This window comes from Keratinibaculum paraultunense (assembly GCF_016767175.1).
Lineage (GTDB): Bacteria > Bacillota > Clostridia > Tissierellales > Tepidimicrobiaceae > Keratinibaculum > Keratinibaculum paraultunense.
The window spans coordinates 1,709,118-1,735,515 of the sequence record NZ_CP068564.1 but is presented as its reverse complement, the minus strand read 5'-3'; the positions used below and the strand labels follow the sequence as shown (position 1 = coordinate 1,735,515).

Here is a 26,398-nt window from a genome sequence, read left to right as displayed (position 1 = left end):
GAAGTGGAATTGATAAAAATAAGTCCATCTGAAAGATTCTCATTTTAAATATTTATAAAACTAAATGTATTTTATTGTTAGAAGGGTCTAATGTGACAATAGTTTTATATTCATTTTTTATTTCATAACCTAAATTTTTTAAATTATCTATGGTTTTATCTCTAGAATCTTCATTAGGGAATTTTATTTCAAAGTATTTCATACCTACGCTGTTTTCATCAGGAGATGGTATACCTTTTCCATTCCAAATATTAAAGGCTATATGATGATGATATCCACCTGTAGAGATGAAAGTAGCTTGTCCAGGTATTCTTGTAACTACTTGAAATCCTAATCCATCTATATAGAATTTTTCCGATTCTTCCAAATTGGATACATGAAGATGTATATGACCTATAATAGTATTTTTAGGTATACCTTGCCATTTTTCACCTTTTCCTTCCTCCATAAGGCTATCTAAATCCAGTCTTATAGTATACATTTCTAATGTGTCATTTTCCCATTTCCATTTATTAATAGGGGTATCAGCATATACTTCAATGCCATTATCATCAATATCTTGAAGATAGATTGCTTCACTTACCCCATGATGGGAAGCACCCATAAGAGGATAGCCTACATCTTTTATATGATTTAAAAACACACCCAAATCCTTCCGACTAGGTAACAATATTGCAAAGTGATACAAACCTGTTCTTCTTAACTGTTTTGGTTTTATATTCTCTGGTTGTTCTAAGATTATTATAGGAGTTATTCCGTCAACAGATAATGTAGCTTTTTTTTTAATTCTATCAATAGTCCTAAATCCAATTATTTTTTCATAAAATTCAATAGAAGCATCTAAATTATTTACCTTTAAGGCTATTTGATTAACGTATATATTAGGACTTTTGTGAAACCTAGACATATCCTTACCACCTCCAAATATAGATTATTTATCTATATAATACCCAAAGTATATTAGGTCAACCTCTAAAACAAGAGGGAAAGTGGCAAGTTGTAAAATGAAGTGAAAGAAAATCAAAAAATGAAACCCAATGAAATATCCTATACAATGTAAATAACCACAAATACAAAGGAGGATAAATCATTGGGTCAAATATATAGTATCAGAAAAAGAAGAAGGGGAATTATATTTTAAGGTGGCTTGATTTTCAATTATTATGGTGGCCTACTTTTAAAGTATCATAAACAGCATAAGAGTATGGGGATAAAATGAAAGAGATTTTATGATTCACAAAGCCAGGCTATTAATATCAATAACCTGGCTTTTGTAAGTTTATTTTATTTTTTATCCTCTAATCTTTTATATAGTTTAATAAATCTTTTTATTAGATTTTTTTCTGCCATGGCTGTCATTAGATGATCTTGAGAGTGAATTACCAAAAAGTTTGGTTGTTCACTTACCTTTCCTTGAATTAGCATATTTTGATACTTATGACCTTCGACAAATTCTTCATCTGCTTCATCTAATAATTTTTCTGCTTCTTCAAAATTTCCTTCTTCAGCTGCATCTAATGCTTCATAGGCTTTAGCCCTTGCATTGCCAGCATGAAGGACTAGGTTGAATACAATCTTTTCCAGTTCTAAAGTTTGTTCAGTCATATTTTTACCTCCAATACAGTCAAATTATTTATTGTCCTTTAATGCTTCCATTTCATTTTTAACCAATTGTTTTTCATAGGTTTTAAAGAATGGATAGTATATTATTGCAGCCACTATTAAGTTGATTAATTGTAGTAATGCACCTCTCCAGCTGCCTGTAGATATTATACCTCCTAAAAATACTGGAACTGTAAAGGGAGGTTGTATTATAGTTCTAGGTACAAAATTTGTTGCAAATGCAATATATGTTATGGTAGTGGTTACAGCTGGTGCTAATATAAATGGTATAAACATTATTGGATTTAATACCAATGGTGCACCAAATATTACTGGTTCATTAATATTAAATACTGCTGGAATTAATGAGGTTTTACCTATATTTTTCAATTGCTGAGATTTAGACATCAAAAACATTATAACCAAAGGCCAAGTAATTCCAGACCCTCCTATGTGGACAAACATATGGAAGAAAGGTTCTGTAACTATACCTGGTAGTGCTTCTCCTGCAACTGCTGCTTTAGCATTAGCTGCTAATTGAGTCATCCAAAAAGGATAAGCAACTGATGATACTACATTCATACCGTGAATTCCCACAGACCATAGAAGCATCATCAACACAATTTGAGCTAATGCAGCAGGATAGCTATCAGATACAGCAACTAATGGTTTAAATAAATCCAATACCAATTGAGGTAGTGTAACATTAAAGTTAGACCATACTATCCATTCTATAGCCCAGAATAATATTGTAGTTACGAAAAAAGGTACTAAAGATCTAAATGTCCTAGTTACATATGGGGGAACTCCTGCAGGCATCTCAAGTACTAATCCTTTTTGAGTAAACAATCTCATAATCCAAGCAGTTACAATTCCCACTATTATGGCAACAAATAGCCCTTGCCCACCTAAATAATCCAATACATCACCAAAGGGAACTTGAGTAATATCTGTTGCTGGGAAACTAACTATTAAAAAGGATAACATGGATATAATTCCTGCAATGGTATCGTCCAAGTCCCATCTAGATGCTAAACTATATGCAGTACCAAAGGCTACCATAAGGGACATTAATCCAAAGGTTAGCTGAAATGGTATTAGTATTTGTCCTTGTATAGGTTCTATAGCTCTAGCCCACGCTTGTATAAATCCCCATTCTATTGAAACAGGGGGATTAGCTACAATCAAGAAAAGAGCTCCAGTTACTATCACTGGTAAAGCAAATATAGCAAATGCATCTCTTATAGATTGTAAATAGACATTTTGTGCAATTTTAGCCAATACAGGCATAAGCTTATTTTCCATCCAATCCATCAAAGAATTATTTTTCATTCTATCCACCTCCAAATTATTTATCTATTAGACTTAATATCTGATCAAGTACTTTTTCACCATCAAAAGTAGCAAAAGCTTGCATATCAATTATGTCTACTTTTACATTATGTTTTTTGCCTATTTCTTCAATTTCATTTTTTAAATGTCTTACTTGAGGTTCCAATAAAGCAACATCATATTCACTAGCTTTTTTCTTAAAATCTATTGTGCTTCCAGCATCTACCTCTAAATCTATATTTCTTTTCTTAGCAGCATCATTCACATTTTTAGCTAAACTGCTAGATGTAGCACCCCAGCTACAAAGTATTATAGCTTTCATTTTATTTACCTCCTCTATTATTTAAATTTTCATCATATTCTCTAAGCATTTTTAAAGAATATTGTTGAACCAATTTAAATACTACTAAAAATGCCAAGCCAAATATTATAACAGATATTCCAATTTTTAAATCATACTTAAATCCATAATATATGCCTGATATTAGCCATATAGCTGTTAATAGTATTGTAAATAGTTTTATATGGGAATTTTTAATATTTTTATGCCCATTCATCATATATCTTCCTTATTTCCTTATAGTAGTTTAACAGTAGGGCATCTTCCAAAGATTTAACTACTTGTTTTTCATCTGTAGAATTATTTAATTCCTCTACCAATTTATCATCTTCTATTAGTGCTGCGGAAAGATCTCCCAATGTTTCAATGCTCTTTTTATCCTTAGGAGCTACTAACAAAAAGGATGTGTGTACTAGCTCTTTTTTCCCCAATATATTTTTCATAGTAATGGGATTTTTAAATTTTCCAATGGTTATTAGTATCTCATCAACATAATTAGTAGCTATGTGATATAGTACAAATTTTTTATTGGGGAGTATTATAGGTGCTAAAGTGTTTCTATCTATAAGTTTTTCAAGTATTTTATCCTTCCCAATTTTATCAATTTTTTTATTTTTAAGATGGACTTTTAATAGTTCATCTATTATATTTTCTATATTTTGTTCCCTGTGTATTATCATGTGAGTATTTTTTAGTATATCCACTATATTTGAGCCATATATTGCAATATTTTTGATTTGTTTTTTTCGCTTTAATATTGGATTTTGAGATTTTTTTGTTTCAGCAATATATAGATTTTTAATATTTAAGCTTTCCTCTATTTTTTTAATGTCCTCATCTAACAAAAGAGGTGTAACTACAACAGTTTTGACATTTAAATTGTATATAGGTACAGTGGATATGACCAAATCCACATGATTTTTGTTAAGTGCATATTTTAGTTCTTCTAGGGAACAACATCCTAATATGTTTAACCGGGGAAACTTATTTAATTTTGAAAGTAGCATCTGTGATGAACCTATACCACTGGAACATACCACAACAACATTATAAAGGTTTTCTTTATCACCAATCCTTTCAATAGCAGCTCCTAGATGAATAGCTATATAGCCTACTTCATCTTCTGGAATATTAATATTATATTTTTGTATTATTACATTCATTATTTCTTGAGTTTTGTTAAACAATAGACTATATTTTTCCTTTATTTCCTTTAACATAGGATTTCTAATATTTAAATTGGATTTAATCCTTGTTATGGTATACATTAGATGGTTTGTTAGGCCATCTATTAATAAATTATCCTTAGAAAAATCCACATGAAATTTTTTATTGGCTTCCTTTATGATTATATTGACCATTTCATTGGCATAAGTTTTATACTCAGCATCGAGAGTAGATTTATAATCAAATCCCAATAGATGCATAGTTATATATCCTACTTCATCTTCTGGAAGTTCTATCCCTGTTGTTTCTTTTAAAAATTGAGTTAATGTGTTTGCCATTTCAAATTCTTTATATTTTTTTAATTCCTTTAATGTATTTGGATCTAGTTTAATTTCTTCGCCTTTTTCTATTCTTTTTATAGCCAATGCTATGTGTATAGTAAGATTTATATATACCTTGTCTAAAATAGGATAATTGTATATCTGTTGTAGTTTTATTATGGATTCTTCTATTTGAGATACAATCTCTATATCCAGTAGATCAAATACTTTACTATCCTTAGGCATAAATCCACTTACATTATCTATGTTAATATACTCCATTAGGGAATTTAAGTCCATATTTTCATATATGAAGTTGACAGTTGCTTTTCTAATATTTTCTTCACTGCCTTCTATTTTTATACCTACACCTGGCTTGGAAATTAAAAGTATATTGTTTTTTTCAAGCCACTTTTCTATATCTTTTAGATAATAGCTTATAGTAGGTGGTGTTAAATCAAATACCTTTGCAAAGTATTCTAATTTAATTGGTTCTTTAGAAGTCAATAGTTCTTTTAATATTATCTTTTTTCTTTCCAATGGAGTAAGCTCATAGTAGGTATTAGCAATAATATGTTTTAATTCAAGTAAATTGTCTTGACTTCCTTCTATAATGTATTTATCCTTTTCTTTATTTAATTGTAAATTCAAACAAGATAGTTCCTCTGTTATTTTTTCTATATCCCTATATATGGTTCGAACCGATACATTATTTCTTTTTGCAATATTTTCAATATCTATAATTTCATTGTCCAATATATCTTTTAGGATATCCTTTTGCCTAATGGTCAAATTTAACATGTGTGCGCACCTCTTTTGACAAAGCTTTAATATCTAATATTCTTAATATTAATAATATAGCATAAAGCTTGAGTTTACAAGGAAAAGATACAATACATTTGTCAAAATAAAATGACATTTTTCTAACAGTGGGACAGTGGGACAGTCCCACTGTCCCACTATTGTAAAAATAAAATTATAGAAAAATTTTGTTCAATAAGAGTTATAATATAGGATGTATGAAATAAAAATAATAGAGGTGATTATATGGATTTTATTAAGTTAATAGATAGTTACAAATATGATATTATAAAATCTACGCAAGAAATAGTAACTATTAAAAGTGTTGAAGATGAACCAAAAGAAGGTATGCCTTTTGGAGAAGGTCCTTATAAAGCATTAGAATATGCTCTAAATTTAGCAAAACAAATGGGATTTAAAACTAAAAATTTAGATGGATATGTAGGATATGCAGAATTTGGTGAAGGTGAAGAAACATTAGGAATATTAGTTCACCTAGATGTGGTACCTGAAGGAGATGGATGGATTTATCCTCCCTATGGAGCAGAAATACATGATGGTAAAATATATGGTAGAGGTTCTATAGATGATAAAGGACCTGCTATTGCCTGTATGTATGCTATGAAGGCTTTAAAAGAATCCAAAGTTCCGTTGAGTAAAAAGATCAGGATTATATTTGGCACTAATGAAGAAACAGATTGGGGATGTATGAAATATTATTTTGAACACGAAAAATCTCCAGATATTGGATTTACTCCCGATGCTAATTTCCCTGTTATTCATGGCGAAAAAGGGATCATTAAATTTGATTTAGTTAAAGACATAAATACAAATTGCACAAATAACATTACAATAAAAAATATAAAAGGTGGAAGTGCAGTAAACATGGTTCCAGACTACTGTGAAGTTACATTAGAAACTAAAGATACTAAACAAGTGGAAGACGCCTTTGATAAATTTGTAGAAAATTGTCAATATCAAATGACTCTAGAAAGGAAAGGGTTCACTTTCATAATAAAAGCAAAGGGAGTTTCAGCTCATGGATCCACTCCTGAAAAAGGTAAAAATGCTATAACATATATAATGCAGTTCTTAGGAACCATAATAGATTGTGAATGTGATATATGTAAATTCATAAATATGTATAATGAGAAAATAGCCTTTAAACATCATGGCGAAGGAATAGGATGTGGATTTGAAGATGAAGTATCTGGAAAATTAAACTTCAACCCAGGAGTTATACGCATGGAAGATGACAAAATAGTGCTATCCATAAATGTAAGATACCCTATTACATTTACAGCTCAACAAGTATATGATGGAATAAGGGAAAATTTAAAGGGTACAGGGATTGAACTAATTGAAGATGATGGAGAGGTAAAACCTTTATATATTCCAAAAGATCATTTTTTAGTACAAAAATTGATGAAAGTATATAGAGAAGAAACAGGAGATAAAGAAAGTGAACCATTAGTTATAAGTTGCGGAACCTATGCCAATGCTATGGAAAATGCAGTAGCATTTGGGCCTGTACTTCCAAATCAAGAAGAATTATTTCATCAGCCAAATGAATTTATATCTATAAAACATCTACTGTTTTTAACTAGAATATATGGAAAAGCAATGTATGAATTATCAAAGTAATGGGGCAGTATTTACTGCCCCTGTTTTTATACATTTTGAAAATAAATAGAGGAAAAAGTATTTATTTGTAGAAGTTATATAATATAAGAAATATAATGTTTAAAAACATTGATTATTATTTTATGAAGGAGGTGTAAATGTGAACAAAGAGAGTATGACTATTCAATTAAAAACCTTAACTCCTATTTGGACGGGAGATGCTTATGGAGATTGTAGTGAGATAAAAGAAAGTAACATTATTGGAACTATAAGATGGTGGTATGAAATAGTAAGTAGAAGTTTAGGTAAACAAGTTTGTACCCCTACACTACAGTCAGAAGACAAAAAATGTAAATTAAATGGTGAACAATTTATTAGATCTATACGAGAGGGGAAAACAATAGATACAGCATTAGATGAGCAAAACATATGCCCAGTTTGTAAATTATTTGGTTGCAATGGATGGTCAAGCAAATTAAAATTGGTTGTTAAATATGATGATTGCAAGGATATATCAGGTAAAGTATATGTAAGAGGTAGAAAATTTGGTAAGGCAAAACGAAAGGTACAAGGGAAAATGTTTAATGAAAGCAATCCTTTAACTCTTGAGTTTTATCCAGTGAAAGAAATTACCGATGAAGAATGGAAAATTCTAGCATTTGTTATAAAGTTAATATTAAAATGGGCAGCTTTAGGTGCAAGGACTGCACAGGGAAATGGAGTAGTAGAAATAATAAACGAAGATGTTCTTGAAGAAAACAAATTAAATGATCTTGCTTTTTCGAGTTATAATTTTCCTGACTTAACTGATTTTTTCTTTGTAAAATATAGATTAGAATTTAATGAAGATATATCGAAGATAATAAGTAAAAATGTTTTTTGGATAGATGAATATCAGGATAAAAACAGTGATCACGAAGGACTAAAAGATCTATGGAATGATCATAAATTTATCCCAATAGGATTTCATATAAGAGATATTATCAGAAGGGTTGAAGAGAATGAAGATAAAAGGCATGAGTTATTTGGTGTAGTAACTAAGAAAAACAAAAAAATGATACAGAAAGGTTCAAAAATTTTTGTATCCCACGGTTATAAGATTAACAGTAATACTGTGGAATGTAGAATTTGGGGTTATGGGGTTGGGGAAAATAAAAGAGAATTTGTAAACAAGCTCCAAAATAAGATAAATGATGAATTGAATAACTATTTATTTAAACCTAAGTGTAAAAATAAAAATGAAAATAAAAATGATAATAATATTCATTGTAATATTAGTTATACGGAATATATGAATAACTCATTAAAGGTTTAAAAGGGAGGTGAATTAATTGTTTCATGAAATAATTTTAGAAAATAAAGTTAAGAAAGAAGATTATTATTTTAAATCAAAAATTTATAAAATAAAAGGGGAAAAACCATCTGATTTTATAAATGATTATAAATATAATAAATATATAAAAAGTGAAGATATTAAACAAATTCAAAAAATATCAGGTATATTTAATACTCCCGAAGATATTGATGAATATGTGAAAAATCTACTTCCTGGTTCATTTGGAATATGGTGCAAATTTGAGCTTGAATCACCTTATTTTTCAAATGATGATGATAATTTATATATAATTCAAAATCCAATAATTAAAGAGACGATTTCTAAAATACCCATGGTTAAAGGTAGTAGTTGGAAAGGATTCCTTTCATCTGTAGCTTTGAATAAATTAAGAGAAAATGTTGAATCTAAAGATATACCAAGTATAATAAACTGTTATTTAAGTTTTGTACGAATATTTGGAACAGGTTCAGAAACATTTAGAGAATTAGAAAGGGAAATAAAAAAAGTAATTGGTGAAGCGGAAAGAAAAAATTCTACGAAATTAACTGAAATATTATTTGAATATTGTGTATTTGATTTAGGCATAAATATTAATATAAAAAAAGATGGGACAAGTGTTAATAAGCAATTGATAGATGAAATAATTAAAAAACAAAATGAACAAAAAGTAAAAAATATATTTTCTGTTAATAAAGGTAGAGCTATATTTTATCCTACATATTTTAATAAAATAAATTATGAAGTTATAAATCCACATGATAGAGAAAAAAGAGTAGGTATTAATCCTATATTTTATGAAGTAGTGCCTAAAGGAGCTATAGGAATATTTCAGCTTATCTATATTCCACATAATGGAATATTACTGGAAGAAAATGTTCTTAAAAGTGAAATGAAATCTGATAAAGAATTTATAGGGAAAATACTAAAAGAAGCATTAGAAAATGTAGGAATAGGTGCTAAAACAAAACTTGGATGGGGTAGAGGAAAAATAAAAGAAAATGATATAAAATATTTTGAAAGTAATGTGGGGGGAGTGAAATGAGTGATTTAAATTTAAAAAACCTTGAAAAATATAAAATGGAAATACTAAAAGCAGAGGTTGGAGCATTGCTTTTTAATTTAGGAAAAACTCATGTAGGATTTTGGAAGAAAAAAAGGGGGAAAGTTTATTTCCAGATTGATGATGATAAATTTAAAGAAAAGTATGGTTATAAGCCATTTAGCGGTTATAGAGATTATTTTAAAAAAAACAACATAAAAGAGAGTAAATTTAATTCAAAAAGTCCTTTTACAATAGATATGGATTCTATAAATAAGGAGCTTAAAGATTTTTTTAATGAAACGGATATTAATTTTCAATTTAAAAAGAATAGTAAGGAAAAGAATAAAAAAGAAATAAACCTTAGATTAATAGATGTAGTAAAGGGCAATGCAGGTGATAGTGAATTTATAAATAAAGTGATGTTTAAAGGTTGCGAAAATATAAATTCTGGAATAGATAAAGGAGCACCAAAAAAACAGTTGAATAATCTTAAGATAGCTAATGCTTTTGGAACTACTAAAGAAGAAATAGCAAACAATAAAAAAAATTTTGTAGATTTGACAAGATATGATGAGTCAAGAATCATTTTTCTAAGGAACTTGTGGATGAAAATAGATTCTATGGGAAGAACTAATATAGATGTGTATGAAATGCGAAGGTTTATTTTGGGAGAAATAAAAAAATGGTATTCTCATCTTTTAAGTGATTCTCGTTTCCCAATTAATGATGTAACATTGTGGGATCAAGCATATATGACAGCCTCTATGTTTAAAGCTAGTGTTGCAACTTTGTGTTTGGAAGAAGAAAAGTATCAAGATTATATAGATAGGCCACGTGAGATTAAGTGGAGTATACTTGGTGTGCAGTATGATAAACTAGGACTTGCAGAAAAGGCACTAAATCCATCTTTTATAGATTGGTATAGAAATGGAACAAATGTAGTAGATGAAAAGATAAAAAAGGTGATAGAAGAAGATTTTGCATTGGGAAATGAAATCTATAGAGATGAAACAGGAATATACTTTATTGCACCAGAGAATATTTATGGGAAAAAAGTTGATGGTGATGTAGGACTATATAGAATGAATGATAATTTAAGTGATATACAAGAAAAAATAATAGAATGCTTTAAACTTTTTAATGGAGAAGTATTCCCATCTATATATATAACAGAACCTTCAAGGGGAACTATGAATATAGCTTATTTAATTGAAAATGCCAAAGAAAATTTTTTAAAACCAGTTTTTCCAAAATCTAATAATTTAGTAGAAGAGTATTTTCAAGAGACAGAAGATAATAATGAGTTTAAAGTAATATGTGATATTTGTAAAGTAAGATTAGCAGAAGATGATAAAGTCGAAAAGTTAAACTTATGCAGTATTTGTAAGGAAAGAAAAAAAGAAATAGAGCGAACTAAATTAAATGATGAATATAAAGAGACCATTTGGACTGGAGAACTCCAAGATAAAAACAGAAGAATTGCCCTTGTAACTATGAAATTTGAACTAGATGAATGGTTGAATGGGAATATGGTGAATACGATGTTAATTAGTGATTATAATATGAGAAACATATCAAATAATTTAAAAAATAATTTAAAAAATGATTTAAAAAATGATTCAGAAAATGATTCAAAAAATAATTCAAAAAATAAAGAAACAAAAACAAAAACAAAAACAAATGAATCTGCTATAGGGAGTATTCTTTTTAAAACTGATTTACCACCAATACCATTAAGAGAATATATTGAATCAATACTCCTTGAACGTTCCATAGGAGATAGATGGGAAAAACTTTTGAAAGATGAATTAGGGGATAATATTGATTTTGAAAATAGAAAAATAAAATGGGATAAAGTTAAAAAAAGTGAAAAACAAATTGAATTTTTATCCAAAATACTTCTTCAATTTGTAACTAGAAAAAATCCATCTCCAGCAAGATTTAGACGAATTTGGGAAACTACTGAAGGATTTTTTGTGGATATTGAAAATCACATGATGGATATTTTAGAAATACCCAAATCGAGAAATGTAAGGATAAAATGGAATAAAGTTATAGAAGAAGATAAATACAAAGGAAGAGAATTTGAATATAAAGGTTTAAACTTTTTATCTGATGCTAAAGGCAATCTATATCTCATATCATCTATAGAAAAAGCAATTCCTATTATAAGTAAAGAAAAGATGGAAAACGAAGAAATATATTCTCAAATAACCAATAATGAAGGGAGTTGGATAACAAATGAAATTATAGAAATGGCAGATGTTAGTAACAATAATAAATGCAATGTAAAACTTGAAAATCCAAGCTATATTTCATATAAACCTTATCTTTCTATTATTAATCCAACACCAATATCTTGGCAGTTTATTGTTCCAGCTGAATATGTTCCAAAACTTATAAAAAAAGTTCAACATAAATATGATGAAGAATTTAAGTATGTAAAAGGGAAACTACCTCTTCATATAGGTATAGTTTTCCAAAATTATAAAAAACCTCTTTATATAGGAATAAAGGCTTTGAGAAATATCAGAAGGGATATAGACAATTGGGATAGTATAGAAAAAGAAATATCAGGAGAAAGATTAAAGCAAATGTCAGATGCTGCTATAAATAATAGCAATTCAGATTGTGAAAGTAGAACGGAATTAAAAAGATACTATAGCCTATATCCATTAAATAATGGTGGGAAAGGTGATTATAGTTTTTATATTAGACCTAACAAACAGCCTATGGAACTTAAATCTGTTGATAAAACTAAAGATACCGAAAAATATCTAATATATCCTAATACAATAGACTTTGAATATCTAGATGTAAACACTCGAAGAAATGATATTTGTTATGATACTGAAAAGGCTAATAGAAATAAAATTGTTGCTAAATACAAACAAAACAGACCCTATACTTGGGAAGAGTGGGAAACTTTCAATAAGTTTTATGATTATTTTAAGGGAAAAGAAAGAAAAACTAAGCTTCAAACTATGGTAAATTTGATATATTCAAAACTTAGTGATTGGCAAAATGATAGCAGTTTAAAATGTTTTATATTATCGGCTTTTATAAACATTTTTGAATTAAAGGATGATGAATCTAAAAATGAATTTGTTAGAATATTGGGAGAAAATAAGTGGGAAGATATTGAAAGCTTATGTGATGAGAAATTTAGAATAAAGCTTCATAAGTTTTTAGATATGTATGATTTTTGGCATAATGGTTTGAAGGAAATTTAATAGAGGGGGAGAGAAAAAATGAGTAAAGAGATAAAAATAACTGCAATATCTTGTGATCCTATATATATAGGAACAGGAGGATTTACTATAGGGAGAGTTGATAACACTATTGTGAGAGATCCTATAACTAGAATTCCTAAAATTCCTGGTACAAGCTTAGCAGGCACTTGGAGATATTATATGGCTCTTACTATACACTCTTATTTTAAAGAAAATTTTAAAATTAACAGAAAAGCTCGTGAGAGAATATTTGAAAAGGAAGGAATAGAAGTACTTTTTAAAAATAATGTAAAAGATTGGGTATCAGGTTTCAAAGGTAATCGATATGCGGCTATAAAATGTGCTGGACAAGATGATAAGCCAAATCTTTCAGTGGAAGAATCTAAAATGCTATCCATAAATGAAGATGCTGGCCATTGTGGAAATTGTATAGTGTGTAAAACTTTTGGATTTTCAAAGCAGGATAAATCTCAAAGAGGAATGGCATATTTTTCAGATTTAAATATATTATTGTTCCCTGTCTATACCAGATTAGGTACTAGATGGATAACATCTAAGGGGATATTGAAATCTGCAGGGATTAAGCTAAAAAGTGTCCCAAATTTTGAAGATTATGAAGTATTAGTATGTGATAAAGATGATAGAAAACAAGATTCAATAAATTTAGGATGGTTAAATTTTAAAGTAAAAAATGATGAACCTACAGTAAATGTTAGCAACATAAAGAAACAAATTGGAGATGATTCAGCATTAAATTTGTTGGGAGAAAAAATTATTATTGTTTCAGATAATATTATCCATCAAATAATCAATTCTAATCTTGAAACTAGAACTTCTGTATCCATAGATCCTATTACTGGTGCTGCTAAAGAAGGAGCACTATTTACAAGTGAAGCTATTCCTAGAGGAACAATATTCTATGGAAATGTAAGAATAGAAGAATATCCTTTAGATGAAGAACTTTCTTTAGATTATGTATCAGAAGCATTAAAAGATAGTAAAAAATATTTTGAAACATTAGGTGTAGGTGGCATGACTACAAGAGGATTTGGACGGTTAAAGATTTTTGATTGGGGTGAAAAGAATGACTAAGGCTGAAAATCTTGATTCTAGGATAAATGAATATAGTTACAAGATGGTAAAAGAGCTTAAAGACGGAAAGGTAAATTTGGTTGAAATAGATAAGGCTTTAGGTGTTTTATGCAATGACGGAGTATATGGATATTATGTATATTGTAAGTCAAGAGCAGATGGTAAAAATGATGAAAAAATAAAAAGTCCTATGTTCAGCCAATTTATATCAAATATAGTTAAAGAATTTAATGATATAGTTTGTAGTGAAAAAGAAATTAAATCTTTCAAAAGCTTATATGAATATGATGAATATTTTAGTGACTTGTCTAAAAACATTCATAAGTTATTATTTTTTAAAGATATATTAGAAAAGATATTAACTTATGCTAGATATCATGCAAAAGCTGAGGATGATATAAATGAGTAATTTGGATGATAAATTAACTTGGTATAAACTTAAGTTCAAACAATTAAATCCAATCCATATTGGAAAGAAGAACTATGGAGTATTATCTGAAACTAGATTATTTATTCCTGGTTGGACTATGTGGGGATCATTGGTTAATAGTTATGGGAAATTAAATGGTGAAATAGATGAAGCCTTTCAAGAAGGAAAAACTTTATTTAAAAACATTACTTGTTTTTATCCTGAGCCTTTAGATGGAGAAGTTATGTTTCCTAATTTTAAAGATGGTAAATTATATATGGGAAATATTTCGGAAACAGATTTTAGGATGAGATATACGGATACATATGTTTCTACAGCAATAGAGGCTCCATATTTTGCAGCAATGGAAGAATCCCTTCATGAAATAGAGATTATTTTGCCTGGAGAAAAAGGAAATACAGAGAAAGAACTTTATTGGGTAGGATTAGTTGGAATAGAAAAAGATAGAGAAGAAGAATTTAAAAAGTTTATAAATCAGTTAGTAGAAATATATGTTGGAGGAGATTTAACTTATGGATTTGGTAAAATGGAATTTATACATGGAGGTTTAGAAGAATTATTAGTAGATAAAAATGAATTAAAAAAGTGGGGAATAAATGAAACGGGTAACATCATAAATGATAAAAATTGTTTTATTAAAAATTATGTAGAATTTAAAAATAATTATGAACTTAAAAAAGGAAGCTTAGAATTTATTGTAATGTATGATTTTTCAAGTGATATTCCTAGTATAGAAACAAAAGGATATTATTTTACACCAGGAAGTGAAATTAATATAAATAATCAAGAAAAGAGAAAATTTACATTAAAAAGAGGAGTGTTTGTTGAAATTTAGCAAAAATATAAGTATATTATTGGGAGGTTTTATAATGAAAAAAACAAATGAAGCTAATAGATTATTTCAACAGTGTATTAAGCCTAATTCACCAGGTGCTGCAGCAGCTGTGCTAGTTGATGGTAAAGTAGTTTACAAAAATGGGTTTGGACTTGCTAATATGGAATATGATATTCCCAATACTCCGTCAACAATTTTTCATGTTGCTTCAGTATCTAAGCAATTTACTGCAATGTGCATTTTATTATTGGAATCTGAAGGAAAATTGAACATAAATGATGATATTCGTAAATATATACCAGAGATGCCTGATTTAGGTCATGTAATAACTATTAAGCATTTAATGCATCATACTAGTGGATTAAGGGATCAATGGGAATTGCTTTTTCTTGCTGGATGGAGAAGTGATGATGTTATAACTCAAGAGCATTTATTAAAAGCAATTATGCGACAAAAAGCTTTAAACTTTGAACCAGGAACAAAGTTTCTCTACTCAAACACTGGATATACTTTGATGGCTGAAATAGTAAAAAGAGTTTCAGGAAAACCTATTGCTATTTTTGCAAAAGAAAATATATTTGATCCTTTAAAAATGGATAATACACATTTTCATGATGATAATGATATGATTGTAAAAAATAGAGCATATTCTTATAAATTAGATTTAGAACAAGGATATAAAAAAAGTGTTTTGAATTATTCAACAGTAGGTGCAACTAGCTTATTTACAACAGCAGAAGATCTTCTAAAATGGGGATATAATTTTAAGACAAAGGAAATAGGAGGCTTAACTGTAATTGAAAACATGAAGAAGATGTATACACTTAAAAATGGAGAAACTATTGATTATGCTGGTGGTGTGACAATTGGAGATTATAGAGGTTTAAAAACTGTTGAACATTCAGGGGCAGATGCAGGTTTTAGAAGTGCTCTTATGTGTTTCCCAGAGCAAGGTGCTGCTATTGCAGTTTTGAGTAATTTAAGTACATTTAAGCCTATGTATTATGCTAAAAAATTAGCAGATATATTTATAGATGAAGAGGAATTTAAATGTGAAGATAGTTTTAGTTTTTCAAATTATTATATAGAAGAGGAAAGATATGAAAATATTAAAGATTTAGAAGGTATTTATATGACAGAACCAGGAATAACATTTAAAATTGAAGTTGAAGATAATGAAATGTTTATTTTAATGCCTGGAACTCCCAAGTTGAAATTAATGTATAAAACAGGAAATACATATATTATTAAAGACACAGATATGCTTATTAAATGGGAAATAGATGAAAAAAATAATATTGAAGGATTTAAAATTGTGTATCCTCATGATGAAAATTTTGCAAAGAAGTTAAATAAGATAGAAATATCATCAGATATGTTAAAAAAATATGAAGGAATTTATTACAGTGATGAATTAAAAACTTTCTATAAAATTGTTTTAGAAGATGAAACTTTGGTTGCTAAACATAATAGAAATGAAGATTCAAAGCTTTTCCCTTATGAAAAAAATAAATTTACTTCTGAAGAATATGGTAATTCCCTATCTGGAGATATTACTTTTAAAGTAAATCAAGATATGCAGGTTATTGGCTTTAATATAACTACTGGTCGTGTTATTAATTTATGGTTTATGAAATTGAGGTAATTTTAAAGTTTTAAATAAAAAATTGCAGTAGAGAATAAATTTACTGCAATTTTTTATGTTTATCATATTATAAAGCTTTATTTGTTAAAAATTAATAAATTTATTTTTAAGAATAACTAACATATTTTGGCTTTTTCTAATATATATTTTGGTATCTTTTTATATTATTTTCATTTAAAAATTCATAAGCATTATTTATTTTTTGAAACATAGTTGTAGCATTTGGGGAATCGTTTAAATCTGGATGATACTGTTTTGCTTTCTTTTAGTTCATTTTAGGGCATACAAACTTAAATGTTTTAAAGAAGAACGATGATTTAAAAGTATTTGGTTTATCACTTTCAAAAAAAGTTTTGCAATCTGAATAAATATCTGCCAAAGAAAGCTGTTTTTGTGGTATCATATTTATATAACTCCTTTCAGGTTTTGGTGGATTTGTTGCTTGATACTTCAATTTTACCATAAATCAGTGAGGAGTTATATTATTTTATAAAAAAAATTCCCTGCATTTCTGCAGGTTATGGCGTTTCGCAAATGCCTATAGAGTGTAAAAAACTGAAAGGAGAATATTATGAGCATAGATATATATTATCTTTCTTCCTCTTTTCATAATGAGGAAAAGAAAAAACATAATGAAAAAAAGTTTTTTTCTAGTATAGAAAAGTTAGTAGGAGATAAAATTAACATACTTCCATTTGATCAAATTGGAAATCAATTAGGAATTATATTTGTAGCTTCTGGAGGAGTAGAAAATCAATTTAAAGAGAATTATACGAAGATGCAGGAACCATATTATCTACTTACCAATGGAGAAAATAATTCCCTTGCAGCCTCTTTAGAGATACTTACATTTTTGAAACAAGAAGGATTAAAAGGTGAGATATTACATGGAAGTGTAGATTATATTTCTAATAAAATAAAAGATATCAACGATATTATAAAAGCGAAGAAAATACTGAAAAATATAAATATAGGAGTGATAGGCAAACCTTCCGATTGGCTTATAGCCTCTCATGTGGATTATGAAAATTTAAATAAAAGGTTTGGAATAAATGCTATAGAAATAAGTATTGAAGAACTAATAGAGGAGATAGATAAAGTACAAATAAATAAGCTAGATACTTTAAAGAGAAATAAAAAAATAGAAAAATTGTACCAAAAATCTTTTAATAATGAGAGTCTACAGGAAGCATTAAGAATATATATTGCATTAAAAAACATAATGGATAAATATAATTTAAAAGGAATAACTGTTAGATGTTTTGACCTACTATCCACAGTATATAATACAGGTTGTATAGCTCTATCTTTATTAAATGATGAGGGAATTATATCTTCTTGTGAAGGGGATGTACCAGCATTGATCTCAATGTTGATATTAAATGCATTATCAAATAATCCAGTATTTATGGCTAATCCATCTAGTATAGATATGGAAAAAAATGAGGTAATTCTTGCCCATTGTACTGTTCCATTAAATATGACAAGAGAATATGTATTGGATACTCACTTTGAATCAGGGATAGGAGTTGCAATTCACGGAGAAATTCCAGAAGGACAAGCTACCTTGTTTAGACTAAGCAGTAACTTAGAAGACTATTTTGTCAGTAATATAACTATAAAAGAAAATATGTACAATGAAAATCTCTGTAGAACTCAAATAAGAGCGTATATGGATAAAAATGTAGACTATTTTTTAACCAATCCTATGGGAAATCATCATTTAATTTGCAGAGGAGATTACGTAAGGCTTGTAGACGAATTTATGTGGATGTAAATGCACCAGGGACGGATTCTTTTTGCATTTTTGAACTCCATTAATATTTTATAAGGAAATAGATGTTTTGTTTATAGAAGCAGATGAAGATCATGTACCAATGTAAGAAGGTACAAATAGGCAAATAAAATTAGTTTATGTTCATGAAGGGAAGAGATTAGTATCAAAAGGTAGATATGAACTAAAAAATCCAAGATTTTTTACAGGATATTACACTGATAGGGGGTTATAAATAAGAGTAAATATGTAAGAATAGCAACAGCTCATATGGAACCTTGTTTTCAATGGATTCTTTGGGATTATATAGATGGATTAAATAAAGGAACTGGGAAGCATAGAGATACTGTTATTTAGATGTTTGATAGTGTAGAATATTAACAAGGGGGTTATTAATTTGACGAACAAAACTTTTGATTCAACTACATTGGGTTTTTTAGTTGCTGCAATCGTTTTATTTATTATTTTGTGGTTAAAAGATCCATCGTTAGCAGTATCATCGTGTTGAAATAGCTGTTATGGGTACTCAATTTACTTTAATTCACATAATAAGTAGTTTTTTTCTTCCAATTTTAGCAGGTGTTGTAGCACAGTTTTTACAGAATATATTTTAGGCTTGTAGTTCCTTTTATAATTTCTATAATTTTTATATTGAATAGGAGTGTAAATTAATGATATACTAAATGTAGTTTATATATAGGGGTGATTGGATTGGGTGAGGGTATATCCAATGAACAATTATTTGAATTTATGACAAAGATGTACGGGGAAATGCAAGAAGGGTTTAAAGAAGTAAAACAGGATATAGTCAGACTTGAAAACAATGTAGTTAGACTTGAAAACAAAATGGATACAAACCACAAGGCATTATATGATGGATACAAACTAACTTATGAAAAGTTGATTACACTTGAAAAAAAGGTTGATGAAATAGAAAATAAAGTTGAAAAACAAGATGTTGAAATAAGGGTAATCAAGGGAGCAAAATGATATTTAAAAACACTTCATAGGTAAATTTACCTGTGAAGTGTTTTTTATAATGTTTTATCTATTGTATTGATGATGATTATTTTTACTTTATCATAAAGCTATACAAATGCCAGTATTTCCATGATTTATCCATTGCTACTAAGTATGGTTTTATAAGGATTGGAAGGCTAAATTTAGTAATTTATTATTAGGTCCAGGTTATTTAAATTTCTTGTACTTTATAGCATCTTTACTTTTTAATATTCCCTCCTAAGAATCCATATTAAATTCTTTAGAGGATGAAGAAGATGATTGGCATGCTAATAGACCAAATGAAAAAATAACTAGAGCAGAAATGGCTATGATATTAAGTAAAAGGGAGACCCTAGGACCTCCCTTTTTTATATTGATATGATTTATAGTCTATGTTCTACTTAAATTTATATCCTCTATATCTATCTTAGATATATCCAAAGAACTATTAGTACTTTTTTCTGAAACAAGTTTATCATATTTCTCAATTTCAGTTTTATCCTTTGGACCAATGTGAAGACTTGCTGGACCTGATATACAGCCACCTTTACATGCCATTCCTTCAATAAAGTTTCCGTTGAGCCTGCCAAATTTTGCAAGTTTTAATGCTTTATCACATTCTTTTAGTCCATTACAACGAACTGGTTTAAAGTCTATATCTACATTTTTTATATCGATAACATGGTTAACTGCCTCTGTAACTCCACCGCTTCTAGCAAATATTCTTCCATAATAAGATGCATCATTTAATTCAGTATCACTACAATTTTCTAAATTAATTTCAGCTGCATCTAATAGAGCTGCTAATTCTTCAAAGGTTAAAACATAATCTATATCATCTTTCAATTCCTCTTCCATTGCCTCTGCTTTTTTTGCTATACATGGACCTATAAATACAACTTTTGCATATGGATCTTTATGCTTTATTAATCTTGCAGTTGCTATCATTGGTGAGACTGTATTAGATACTTTATCTATAAGTTTTGGATAATATTTTTTTATATAATTAACAAAAGCTGGGCAACAAGATGTAGTAACAACCTTCTTTTCATCAATAGTCTCTACATATTCTATTGCTTCATGTAAAGATACCATATCTGCACCCAAAGCTACTTCTACTACATCATAAAAACCTAATTTTTTTATGCCCGAGACTACTTGTTCAATTTTGACATGGGTAAATTGGTCGAAAATAGAAGGGGCTACTGCTGCATAAACATGTACAGATTTTTTATTTTCTGATTCTTTTAATAGATTTATTACATCTACAATAAAGGATTTATCCATTATAGCTCCAAAAGGACATTGTACTACACAAGCACCACATTGGATACATTTATCATTGTTTATTTTAGTTTTTTTGTTTTCATCCATTGAAATTGCTCCTGGAATACAGGCTTTACTGCAAGGTCTTTTAACATCTGCTATAGCGTTGTAAGGGCATGCTTCTCTACATCTACCGCACTCAATACATTTATCTTGATCTATATGGGCTCTTCCTCCCACATGATATATTGCTCCCCTTGGGCAGGCTTCACTACATCTGTGAGCCAGGCAACCTCTACAAGCTTCTGTTACAAAGAATCTATCTATGGGACATTCGTCGCAAGCTACATCTATAACTTCAATAATATTTTTATTATCTTTATTGCCACCCATGGCTAGTTTAACTCTTTCTTTGGTTATTTCTCTTTCTTTATATATACAACATCTAGTTCTTGGTTCTGGACCAGGATCTATAATATATTGAATATCATCCTTTTTTTCCTCCAAAGTTCCCTCAAATGCAAACTTTGCCACCCATTTTAATACCTCATGTTTGATTAGCTGGACATCATTTTCAAATTTTCTCATTTTTTACCCTAGCCTCCTTTTTATTGTTAAATATTTTTCAGTATAATATGTGATAAAGTTAATTTTTTAAAGGTTTTTACTGAAATATGTACATATAAAGTATACTATTATGTTAATAATTTATCAATACTATATGTAAAGTATTATAGATAGTTATTATAAAAATATAGTTTAAGACATAATGATCATGTTATAAGTAAAAGAAAGAGGTCTTAAGACCTCTTTCTTTTATCTTATAATTTCCCAATTGGTAAAGTAATCTTCCATATCTTCTTCTATGATATTGCCATTTACATCCCTAATATATATGGGTTCAGGTTTTAATCTTATCTTATAGGAAGAAGTTATAGGGGGATTTTTGATTTCAATAATAAGTATACTGCTGTCTCCAGGTTTTAAATAAGTGGAGTATTCATTGTATTCTAACACATGTCCATCTTCAAGTCTTAATATTTCTAAGTCATCTCCAAATAAGTATTGTGCTCTAGCATCTAAAGGTTCTGTAAAAGGTAATTCTATTTTATTACCGACTACATTAAGTTCTCTGGTTTTTGAATTAATTTTTGGTGCAACCTTATCTTCTATAGATATAGTTTGGGATGGTACATTTGTGCCTAATATTGTTTCTATGGAGTTATTTTTTTCAATATATAGATTTTTATTTATGGTAGTTTCATCATCTTCATATAATATTAACAATACTTCATTACTAAAATCAAATTTGACATCATTTATGGTTTTTCTAGATATACTAAAATCATTGGGATGAGCATATAATATAGGTTGATTAAATGTGACTTTTATTACATCCGGTTCTATCAATTCTGCTTTTTCCATTTTAGCAGTTCCTGTAGTAGAAGAAGTAAACTTAATAAATGCTGGTTCCATTAAAATACCATTAGCACTTTTGAGTCCAGAAATTTGAATTTCTTTAATATTACCTTTGTAACCTACAGAAACTAATTGACCATTTATCTTTTCTGGTAAATTTATTATCAAAGTTTTGCCGTCTATTAATGTAAATTCTGTATCTTTTGGAATATAGGTATATCTATCATCTAATTTTATAAGGTAATTTTCATGTTTTTCTAATGTTTCTGGATCCATATCTTTATTAAACATTAATATTACTTGATTATTTTCTCCAGAAAAATTTTCTATTACAGGCTTTTCTACATCTTGCATATATATGTCGTGAGTAAATGGTATTAATTTGTTTTTCAAAGGGGTTGTATCACATATATCTTGTATAGTTATAGTGTTTATTCCTACTGGCAGTGTAGTATATAGATGAATTGTATATTTTCTCCCTGAGCCTTCTATGTTTTTAATATTGACCGTTTTATTTTTTTCATCTTTTATTGAATAGAAAGCTCTATTACTTGCATCAACATTTTTAGTAAAGTATACACTAATGGATTTTCCATCTTCAGAAACTTTAATTCCTAATACTTCTGGAGGATTCATATCTACTTCTGGTTTTACCTCAATTTGTTCATTGGTCAATTTATTTCCCCAATAATCAGCGACATTATCTATATATATAGTTACTTCATTAGTTGGAAGGATATCTTTTGAAAACTTCAATACAAGTTTATCGTTTAAAACTTTTACCTCATCAGCATATCTTTTAGAATAACCTAATTTCCAATAGAAGTTGTTTTTAGATATGGAATCAGGATCTATTTCCTTATCAAATTGAATTATGACTTCATCTAATGTGGCTATTGTATCTATTATTTTAGGTTTTTCGTTATCCTTTACTATGGAAAAAGTGAAATGTTGGTCTAGCCCTTTATATCCAGCAAAATCTTCTAGGCCAGTTAATGTAAGTTCATGATTTCCTTCTTTTGGTGTATAAGAGGAAAAGAATTTAATTGTAATTATATTTTCATCTTGTTCAACTTGACCTAAAACATTTTTCCCATCAATTTTAAAATTGGAAGTTTTTAAAGATTTAACTGGTTCTGATAGATATACTCTTATTCCTTTGTTCCCTAAAGCTTTTATTTCTCGAGCTTTAGGTGGTTCATTGTCATAGGCAATAAATTTTTCATCCTTTAGTTCTACTTCTTTATTATCTTGAGATTTTACTTTAATTATGGATAGTTTATATTCCTTGTTATTTTTCATGGTATCTTTTAGTGTAAGGATAACAGTAGTATCATCATCTTCAGTACGAACAGATTTTACTTCTCCTGCATCTGTGTAGTAATTTCCTGGGAAAAGAGTACAAGTCTTATCCACAGGTTTAGAAAAATTTATGTGTATTTCCTTTAAATTAGGTGCTTTTACTTCTAATATTTCAAAAGGTATGTCTTTTATGTTTATAGTTTTAGGTTCAGTACTTAAATTTCCACTTAAAAACTTATACTCATATGTTCCAGTTTTAAGATTTGGTATTTCAATTAGAAAAGTGCCATCCTCACTTAAAGGGATATCTAATGTTTTTTCCTTTACTGTTATATCATTAAATAAAGGTTTTAAATTTACTTTTAAATTTTTAACTCCGGTGGCTTTCCCTTCTAATCTCAATGTATTTTTATCTACAGTTGCTTTTACATCTACATTGAATGAATCGGGAATATTTAAACCTAAATGTTCAGCTAATGTTATACTCTCGCCTTTCATAGTAAGTCGAAGAGTATTTACAGTCATAGCTGCCATTAATCCCCTTTGAACTTGTTGCCTTGGAGTAGTAGTCAAACCTTTCATTATACCTAGGCTTTCAGCAAAATTAGGGACATTATCCCAATTCTTTGCTTCTTCCCCATAGCCTAATGCCCTTAGTAATACTGTTTGAAGTTGTTGTACTGTAACAGGTTCTCCAAATCCAAATTTGCTTGGAGTCATACCTGCAATCAAACCTTTATCTACTGCCCAAGCAATATAGGGGACATAAAATGGATTTGTAACATCTTTAAATGGATTCTTTCCTTTGTAATTTTTTGCAGTATCTTCTTGTTTATATAGTCTGGATATTAGAACTACCATATCCTGTCTTTTAAGTTTGTCATTTAGCATTAAATCTCCTGACTTTGAACCTTGTAATACACCTGCATTTTTAAGTATTTCTCCAGCTTGCTCATATAGCTCCTTTTCAGTATTAGTTGCAAATACTGATGTAAATGAGGATAGTATCATGATTAATGCCAAAATGAAGGATATATGTTTTTTCATTATCATTCTCCTTTCTTTTTTATTGTACATATATAATTATACACCATATAATGGGTATATAATGTTACATTATAATTACAATATATATAAAGGTTTGTGTAATATAATTGACACATGCATATTAATAAGATATTATATTATAGTTATAGTGAAATATAAGGAGGTTCGGAAAAATGCCCACAAAGTATATATTTGTTACAGGCGGGGTTGTATCTTCTTTAGGAAAGGGGATTACTGCAGCCAGTTTAGGTCAACTTTTAAAAAGTAGAGGTCTTAAGGTGACTATTCAAAAATTTGATCCCTATATAAATGTGGATCCAGGGACAATGAGTCCATATCAACATGGAGAAATATTTGTTACCGATGATGGTGCAGAGACAGATTTGGACTTAGGTCACTATGAAAGATTTATAGATATAAACTTAAACAAAAATAGCAATGTAACTACAGGGAAAATATATTGGTCAGTACTGAATAAAGAAAGAAGAGGAGAATATGATGGTAGAACGGTACAAGTAATTCCCCATATTACTAATGAAATAAAGGATAGGATAAAAAGAGTTGCAAAGGATAGTGAAGTAGATGTAGTTATTACTGAAATTGGAGGTACTGTTGGAGATATAGAATCATTACCTTTCCTAGAAGCTATTAGGCAAATAAAAAATGATGTAGGTAAAGAAAATGTAATGTATATCCATGTAACATTGGTACCTTATTTATCTAAAGCAGGAGAACTTAAAACTAAGCCTACCCAACATAGTGTTAAGGAATTAAGAAGCATAGGTATACAACCAGATGTACTTATATGTAGAACGGAAATGCCTCTATCTCAAGATTTAAAGGATAAAATTGCTCTATTTTGCGATTTGGATCCAAGAGAGGTAATTGAAAACAGGGATTCAGAATCCATATATGAAATACCATTGATGCTGGAGGAAGAGGGACTTCCCCAATTGGTAATAGAACATTTAAATTTAAAGTGTGATGAGTTGGATTTAACTGAATGGATCAATATGGTGGAAAGGATAAAGAAGTCTAAAGATAAAGTAGTAGTAGGATTAGTTGGAAAATATGTAGAGTTAAAAGATGCTTATTTATCAGTAGCTGAATCTTTGCGTCATGGAGGCATATATAACGATGTAGATGTTGAAATAAAATGGGTTCATGCAGAGGATATTCATAATGATAATGCAGAAAATATATTAGGAGATGTAGATGGAATACTTGTGCCAGGAGGTTTTGGAGATAGAGGAGTTGAAGGGAAGATTTCCGCTGTAAAATATGCTAGGGAAAATAATATACCTTATTTTGGTATATGTTTAGGCATGCAACTAGCAGTGGTAGAATTTGCCAGGAATGTATTAGGATTAAAAGATGCCCATAGTACTGAAATAGATCCCAATACCCCTTATCCAGTAGTGGATTTAATGCCTGAAGAAAGAGATGAGGAAAATGGAACTATGAGACTAGGTTTATATCCATGTAAGCTTAAAAAAGGAAGTTTAGCAGAAAAAATATATGGTGAAGAATTAATATATGAAAGACACAGGCATAAATATGAGTTTAATAATAAATATAGGGAGAAAGTAGAAAATAAAGGACTTAATATATCTGGGTTATCTCCTGATGAAAGATTGGTAGAAATAATAGAATTAAAGAATCACCCTTGGTTTATAGGTTGCCAATTTCATCCAGAATTTAAGTCTAGACCTACTAAGGCTCATCCTTTATTTAAAGATTTTATTAGAGCGTGTATAAAGTATAAGCATAAATCTAACGATAATTAGAAG

At 28.9% G+C, this 26,398-nt stretch carries 19 protein-coding genes and 1 pseudogene; 11 read left to right on the top strand and 9 right to left on the bottom strand.

Annotation, left to right across the window (positions count from 1 at the left end; all coding sequences use genetic code 11):
- Positions 1-52: 52 nt before the first annotated feature.
- The 6 genes from JL105_RS08540 to JL105_RS08515 all read right to left on the bottom strand — a co-directional run bounded on the left by JL105_RS08540 (position 53) and on the right by JL105_RS08515 (position 5,562).
- Positions 53-907, bottom strand: coding sequence for a VOC family protein (locus tag JL105_RS08540; RefSeq protein WP_132027433.1), 855 nt, complete (start codon positions 905-907; stop codon positions 53-55).
- Between the two features lie 377 nt (positions 908-1,284).
- The gene (locus JL105_RS08535; protein ID WP_132027431.1) at positions 1,285-1,605 is read right to left on the bottom strand and encodes a PTS lactose/cellobiose transporter subunit IIA; all 321 of its coding nucleotides are present in this window, start codon (positions 1,603-1,605) and stop codon (positions 1,285-1,287) included.
- 24 nt (positions 1,606-1,629) lie between these two features.
- Positions 1,630-2,934, bottom strand: coding sequence for a PTS sugar transporter subunit IIC (locus JL105_RS08530; protein ID WP_132027429.1), 1,305 nt, complete (start codon positions 2,932-2,934; stop codon positions 1,630-1,632).
- A 16-nt stretch (positions 2,935-2,950) separates the two neighbouring features.
- Positions 2,951-3,256, bottom strand: a complete 306-nt coding sequence (locus tag JL105_RS08525; RefSeq protein WP_132027427.1) for a PTS sugar transporter subunit IIB — start codon at positions 3,254-3,256, stop codon at positions 2,951-2,953.
- 1 nt (position 3,257) lies between these two features.
- Positions 3,258-3,491 carry a hypothetical protein gene (locus tag JL105_RS08520; protein ID WP_132027425.1) on the bottom strand — a complete coding sequence of 78 codons (234 nt, stop codon included), beginning with the start codon at positions 3,489-3,491 and terminating at the stop codon, positions 3,258-3,260.
- Positions 3,478-5,562 (bottom strand): BglG family transcription antiterminator, encoded by a 2,085-nt coding sequence (locus JL105_RS08515; protein WP_132027423.1) that lies wholly within the window; start codon positions 5,560-5,562, stop codon positions 3,478-3,480. Before JL105_RS08515 ends, JL105_RS08520 begins: the two co-directional genes overlap by 14 nt.
- A gap of 246 nt (positions 5,563-5,808) precedes the next feature.
- Here JL105_RS08515 and pepV point away from each other — a divergent pair, with 246 nt between their 5' ends.
- The 8 genes from pepV to JL105_RS08475 all read left to right on the top strand — a co-directional run bounded on the left by pepV (position 5,809) and on the right by JL105_RS08475 (position 16,798).
- Positions 5,809-7,206 (top strand): dipeptidase PepV, encoded by a 1,398-nt coding sequence (pepV, locus tag JL105_RS08510; protein ID WP_132027421.1) that lies wholly within the window; start codon positions 5,809-5,811, stop codon positions 7,204-7,206.
- 139 nt (positions 7,207-7,345) lie between these two features.
- Positions 7,346-8,500: a type III-B CRISPR module RAMP protein Cmr1 gene (gene cmr1 / locus JL105_RS08505; RefSeq protein WP_132027419.1), complete on the top strand. Its 1,155-nt coding sequence runs from the start codon at positions 7,346-7,348 to the stop codon at positions 8,498-8,500.
- Between the two features lie 16 nt (positions 8,501-8,516).
- Positions 8,517-9,563 (top strand): RAMP superfamily CRISPR-associated protein, encoded by a 1,047-nt coding sequence (locus JL105_RS08500; RefSeq protein ID WP_132027417.1) that lies wholly within the window; start codon positions 8,517-8,519, stop codon positions 9,561-9,563.
- Positions 9,560-12,796 carry a CRISPR-associated protein Csx11 gene (locus JL105_RS08495; protein WP_132027415.1) on the top strand — a complete coding sequence of 1,079 codons (3,237 nt, stop codon included), beginning with the start codon at positions 9,560-9,562 and terminating at the stop codon, positions 12,794-12,796. Before JL105_RS08500 ends, JL105_RS08495 begins: the two co-directional genes overlap by 4 nt.
- An 18-nt stretch (positions 12,797-12,814) precedes the next feature.
- Positions 12,815-13,888, top strand: a complete 1,074-nt coding sequence (gene cmr4, locus JL105_RS08490; RefSeq protein WP_132027413.1) for a type III-B CRISPR module RAMP protein Cmr4 — start codon at positions 12,815-12,817, stop codon at positions 13,886-13,888.
- Positions 13,881-14,297 carry a hypothetical protein gene (locus tag JL105_RS08485; protein WP_132027411.1) on the top strand — a complete coding sequence of 139 codons (417 nt, stop codon included), beginning with the start codon at positions 13,881-13,883 and terminating at the stop codon, positions 14,295-14,297. Before cmr4 ends, JL105_RS08485 begins: the two co-directional genes overlap by 8 nt.
- Positions 14,290-15,153, top strand: a complete 864-nt coding sequence (locus tag JL105_RS08480) for a hypothetical protein (RefSeq protein WP_132027409.1) — start codon at positions 14,290-14,292, stop codon at positions 15,151-15,153. The genes JL105_RS08485 and JL105_RS08480 overlap by 8 nt, the downstream gene beginning before the upstream one ends.
- Before the next feature lie 34 nt (positions 15,154-15,187).
- Complete coding sequence (locus tag JL105_RS08475) at positions 15,188-16,798, top strand: serine hydrolase domain-containing protein (protein ID WP_132027407.1); 1,611 nt, start codon at positions 15,188-15,190, stop codon at positions 16,796-16,798.
- A 136-nt stretch (positions 16,799-16,934) separates the two neighbouring features.
- On the opposite strand, the pseudogene JL105_RS11470 reads toward JL105_RS08475, so the two are convergent.
- Positions 16,935-17,012 (bottom strand): annotated as a pseudogene (locus tag JL105_RS11470) (hypothetical protein); the annotation flags it as partial.
- Positions 17,013-17,369: 357 nt separating this feature from the next.
- On the opposite strand from JL105_RS11470, the gene JL105_RS08465 reads away from it, so the two are divergent.
- Both JL105_RS08465 and JL105_RS08460 read left to right on the top strand, forming a co-directional pair.
- Positions 17,370-18,575 carry an L-arabinose isomerase family protein gene (locus tag JL105_RS08465; RefSeq protein ID WP_132027405.1) on the top strand — a complete coding sequence of 402 codons (1,206 nt, stop codon included), beginning with the start codon at positions 17,370-17,372 and terminating at the stop codon, positions 18,573-18,575.
- A gap of 708 nt (positions 18,576-19,283) precedes the next feature.
- A complete protein-coding gene (locus tag JL105_RS08460) occupies positions 19,284-19,562 on the top strand; it encodes a hypothetical protein (RefSeq protein WP_202690486.1) in 279 nt (92 codons plus the stop codon).
- Between the two features lie 402 nt (positions 19,563-19,964).
- On the opposite strand, the gene JL105_RS08455 is transcribed toward JL105_RS08460, so the two are convergent.
- Both JL105_RS08455 and JL105_RS08450 read right to left on the bottom strand, forming a co-directional pair.
- Positions 19,965-21,428: a 4Fe-4S dicluster domain-containing protein gene (locus JL105_RS08455; RefSeq protein ID WP_132027403.1), complete on the bottom strand. Its 1,464-nt coding sequence runs from the start codon at positions 21,426-21,428 to the stop codon at positions 19,965-19,967.
- A gap of 228 nt (positions 21,429-21,656) precedes the next feature.
- The gene (locus JL105_RS08450) at positions 21,657-24,608 is read right to left on the bottom strand and encodes an S-layer homology domain-containing protein (protein WP_158280005.1); all 2,952 of its coding nucleotides are present in this window, start codon (positions 24,606-24,608) and stop codon (positions 21,657-21,659) included.
- A gap of 173 nt (positions 24,609-24,781) precedes the next feature.
- Between JL105_RS08450 and JL105_RS08445 the strand changes: the two genes are divergently transcribed.
- Entirely contained in the window at positions 24,782-26,395 is a 1,614-nt protein-coding gene (locus JL105_RS08445) for a CTP synthase (protein ID WP_132027399.1), read from the top strand.
- The last annotated feature ends 3 nt before the right edge of the window (positions 26,396-26,398 follow it).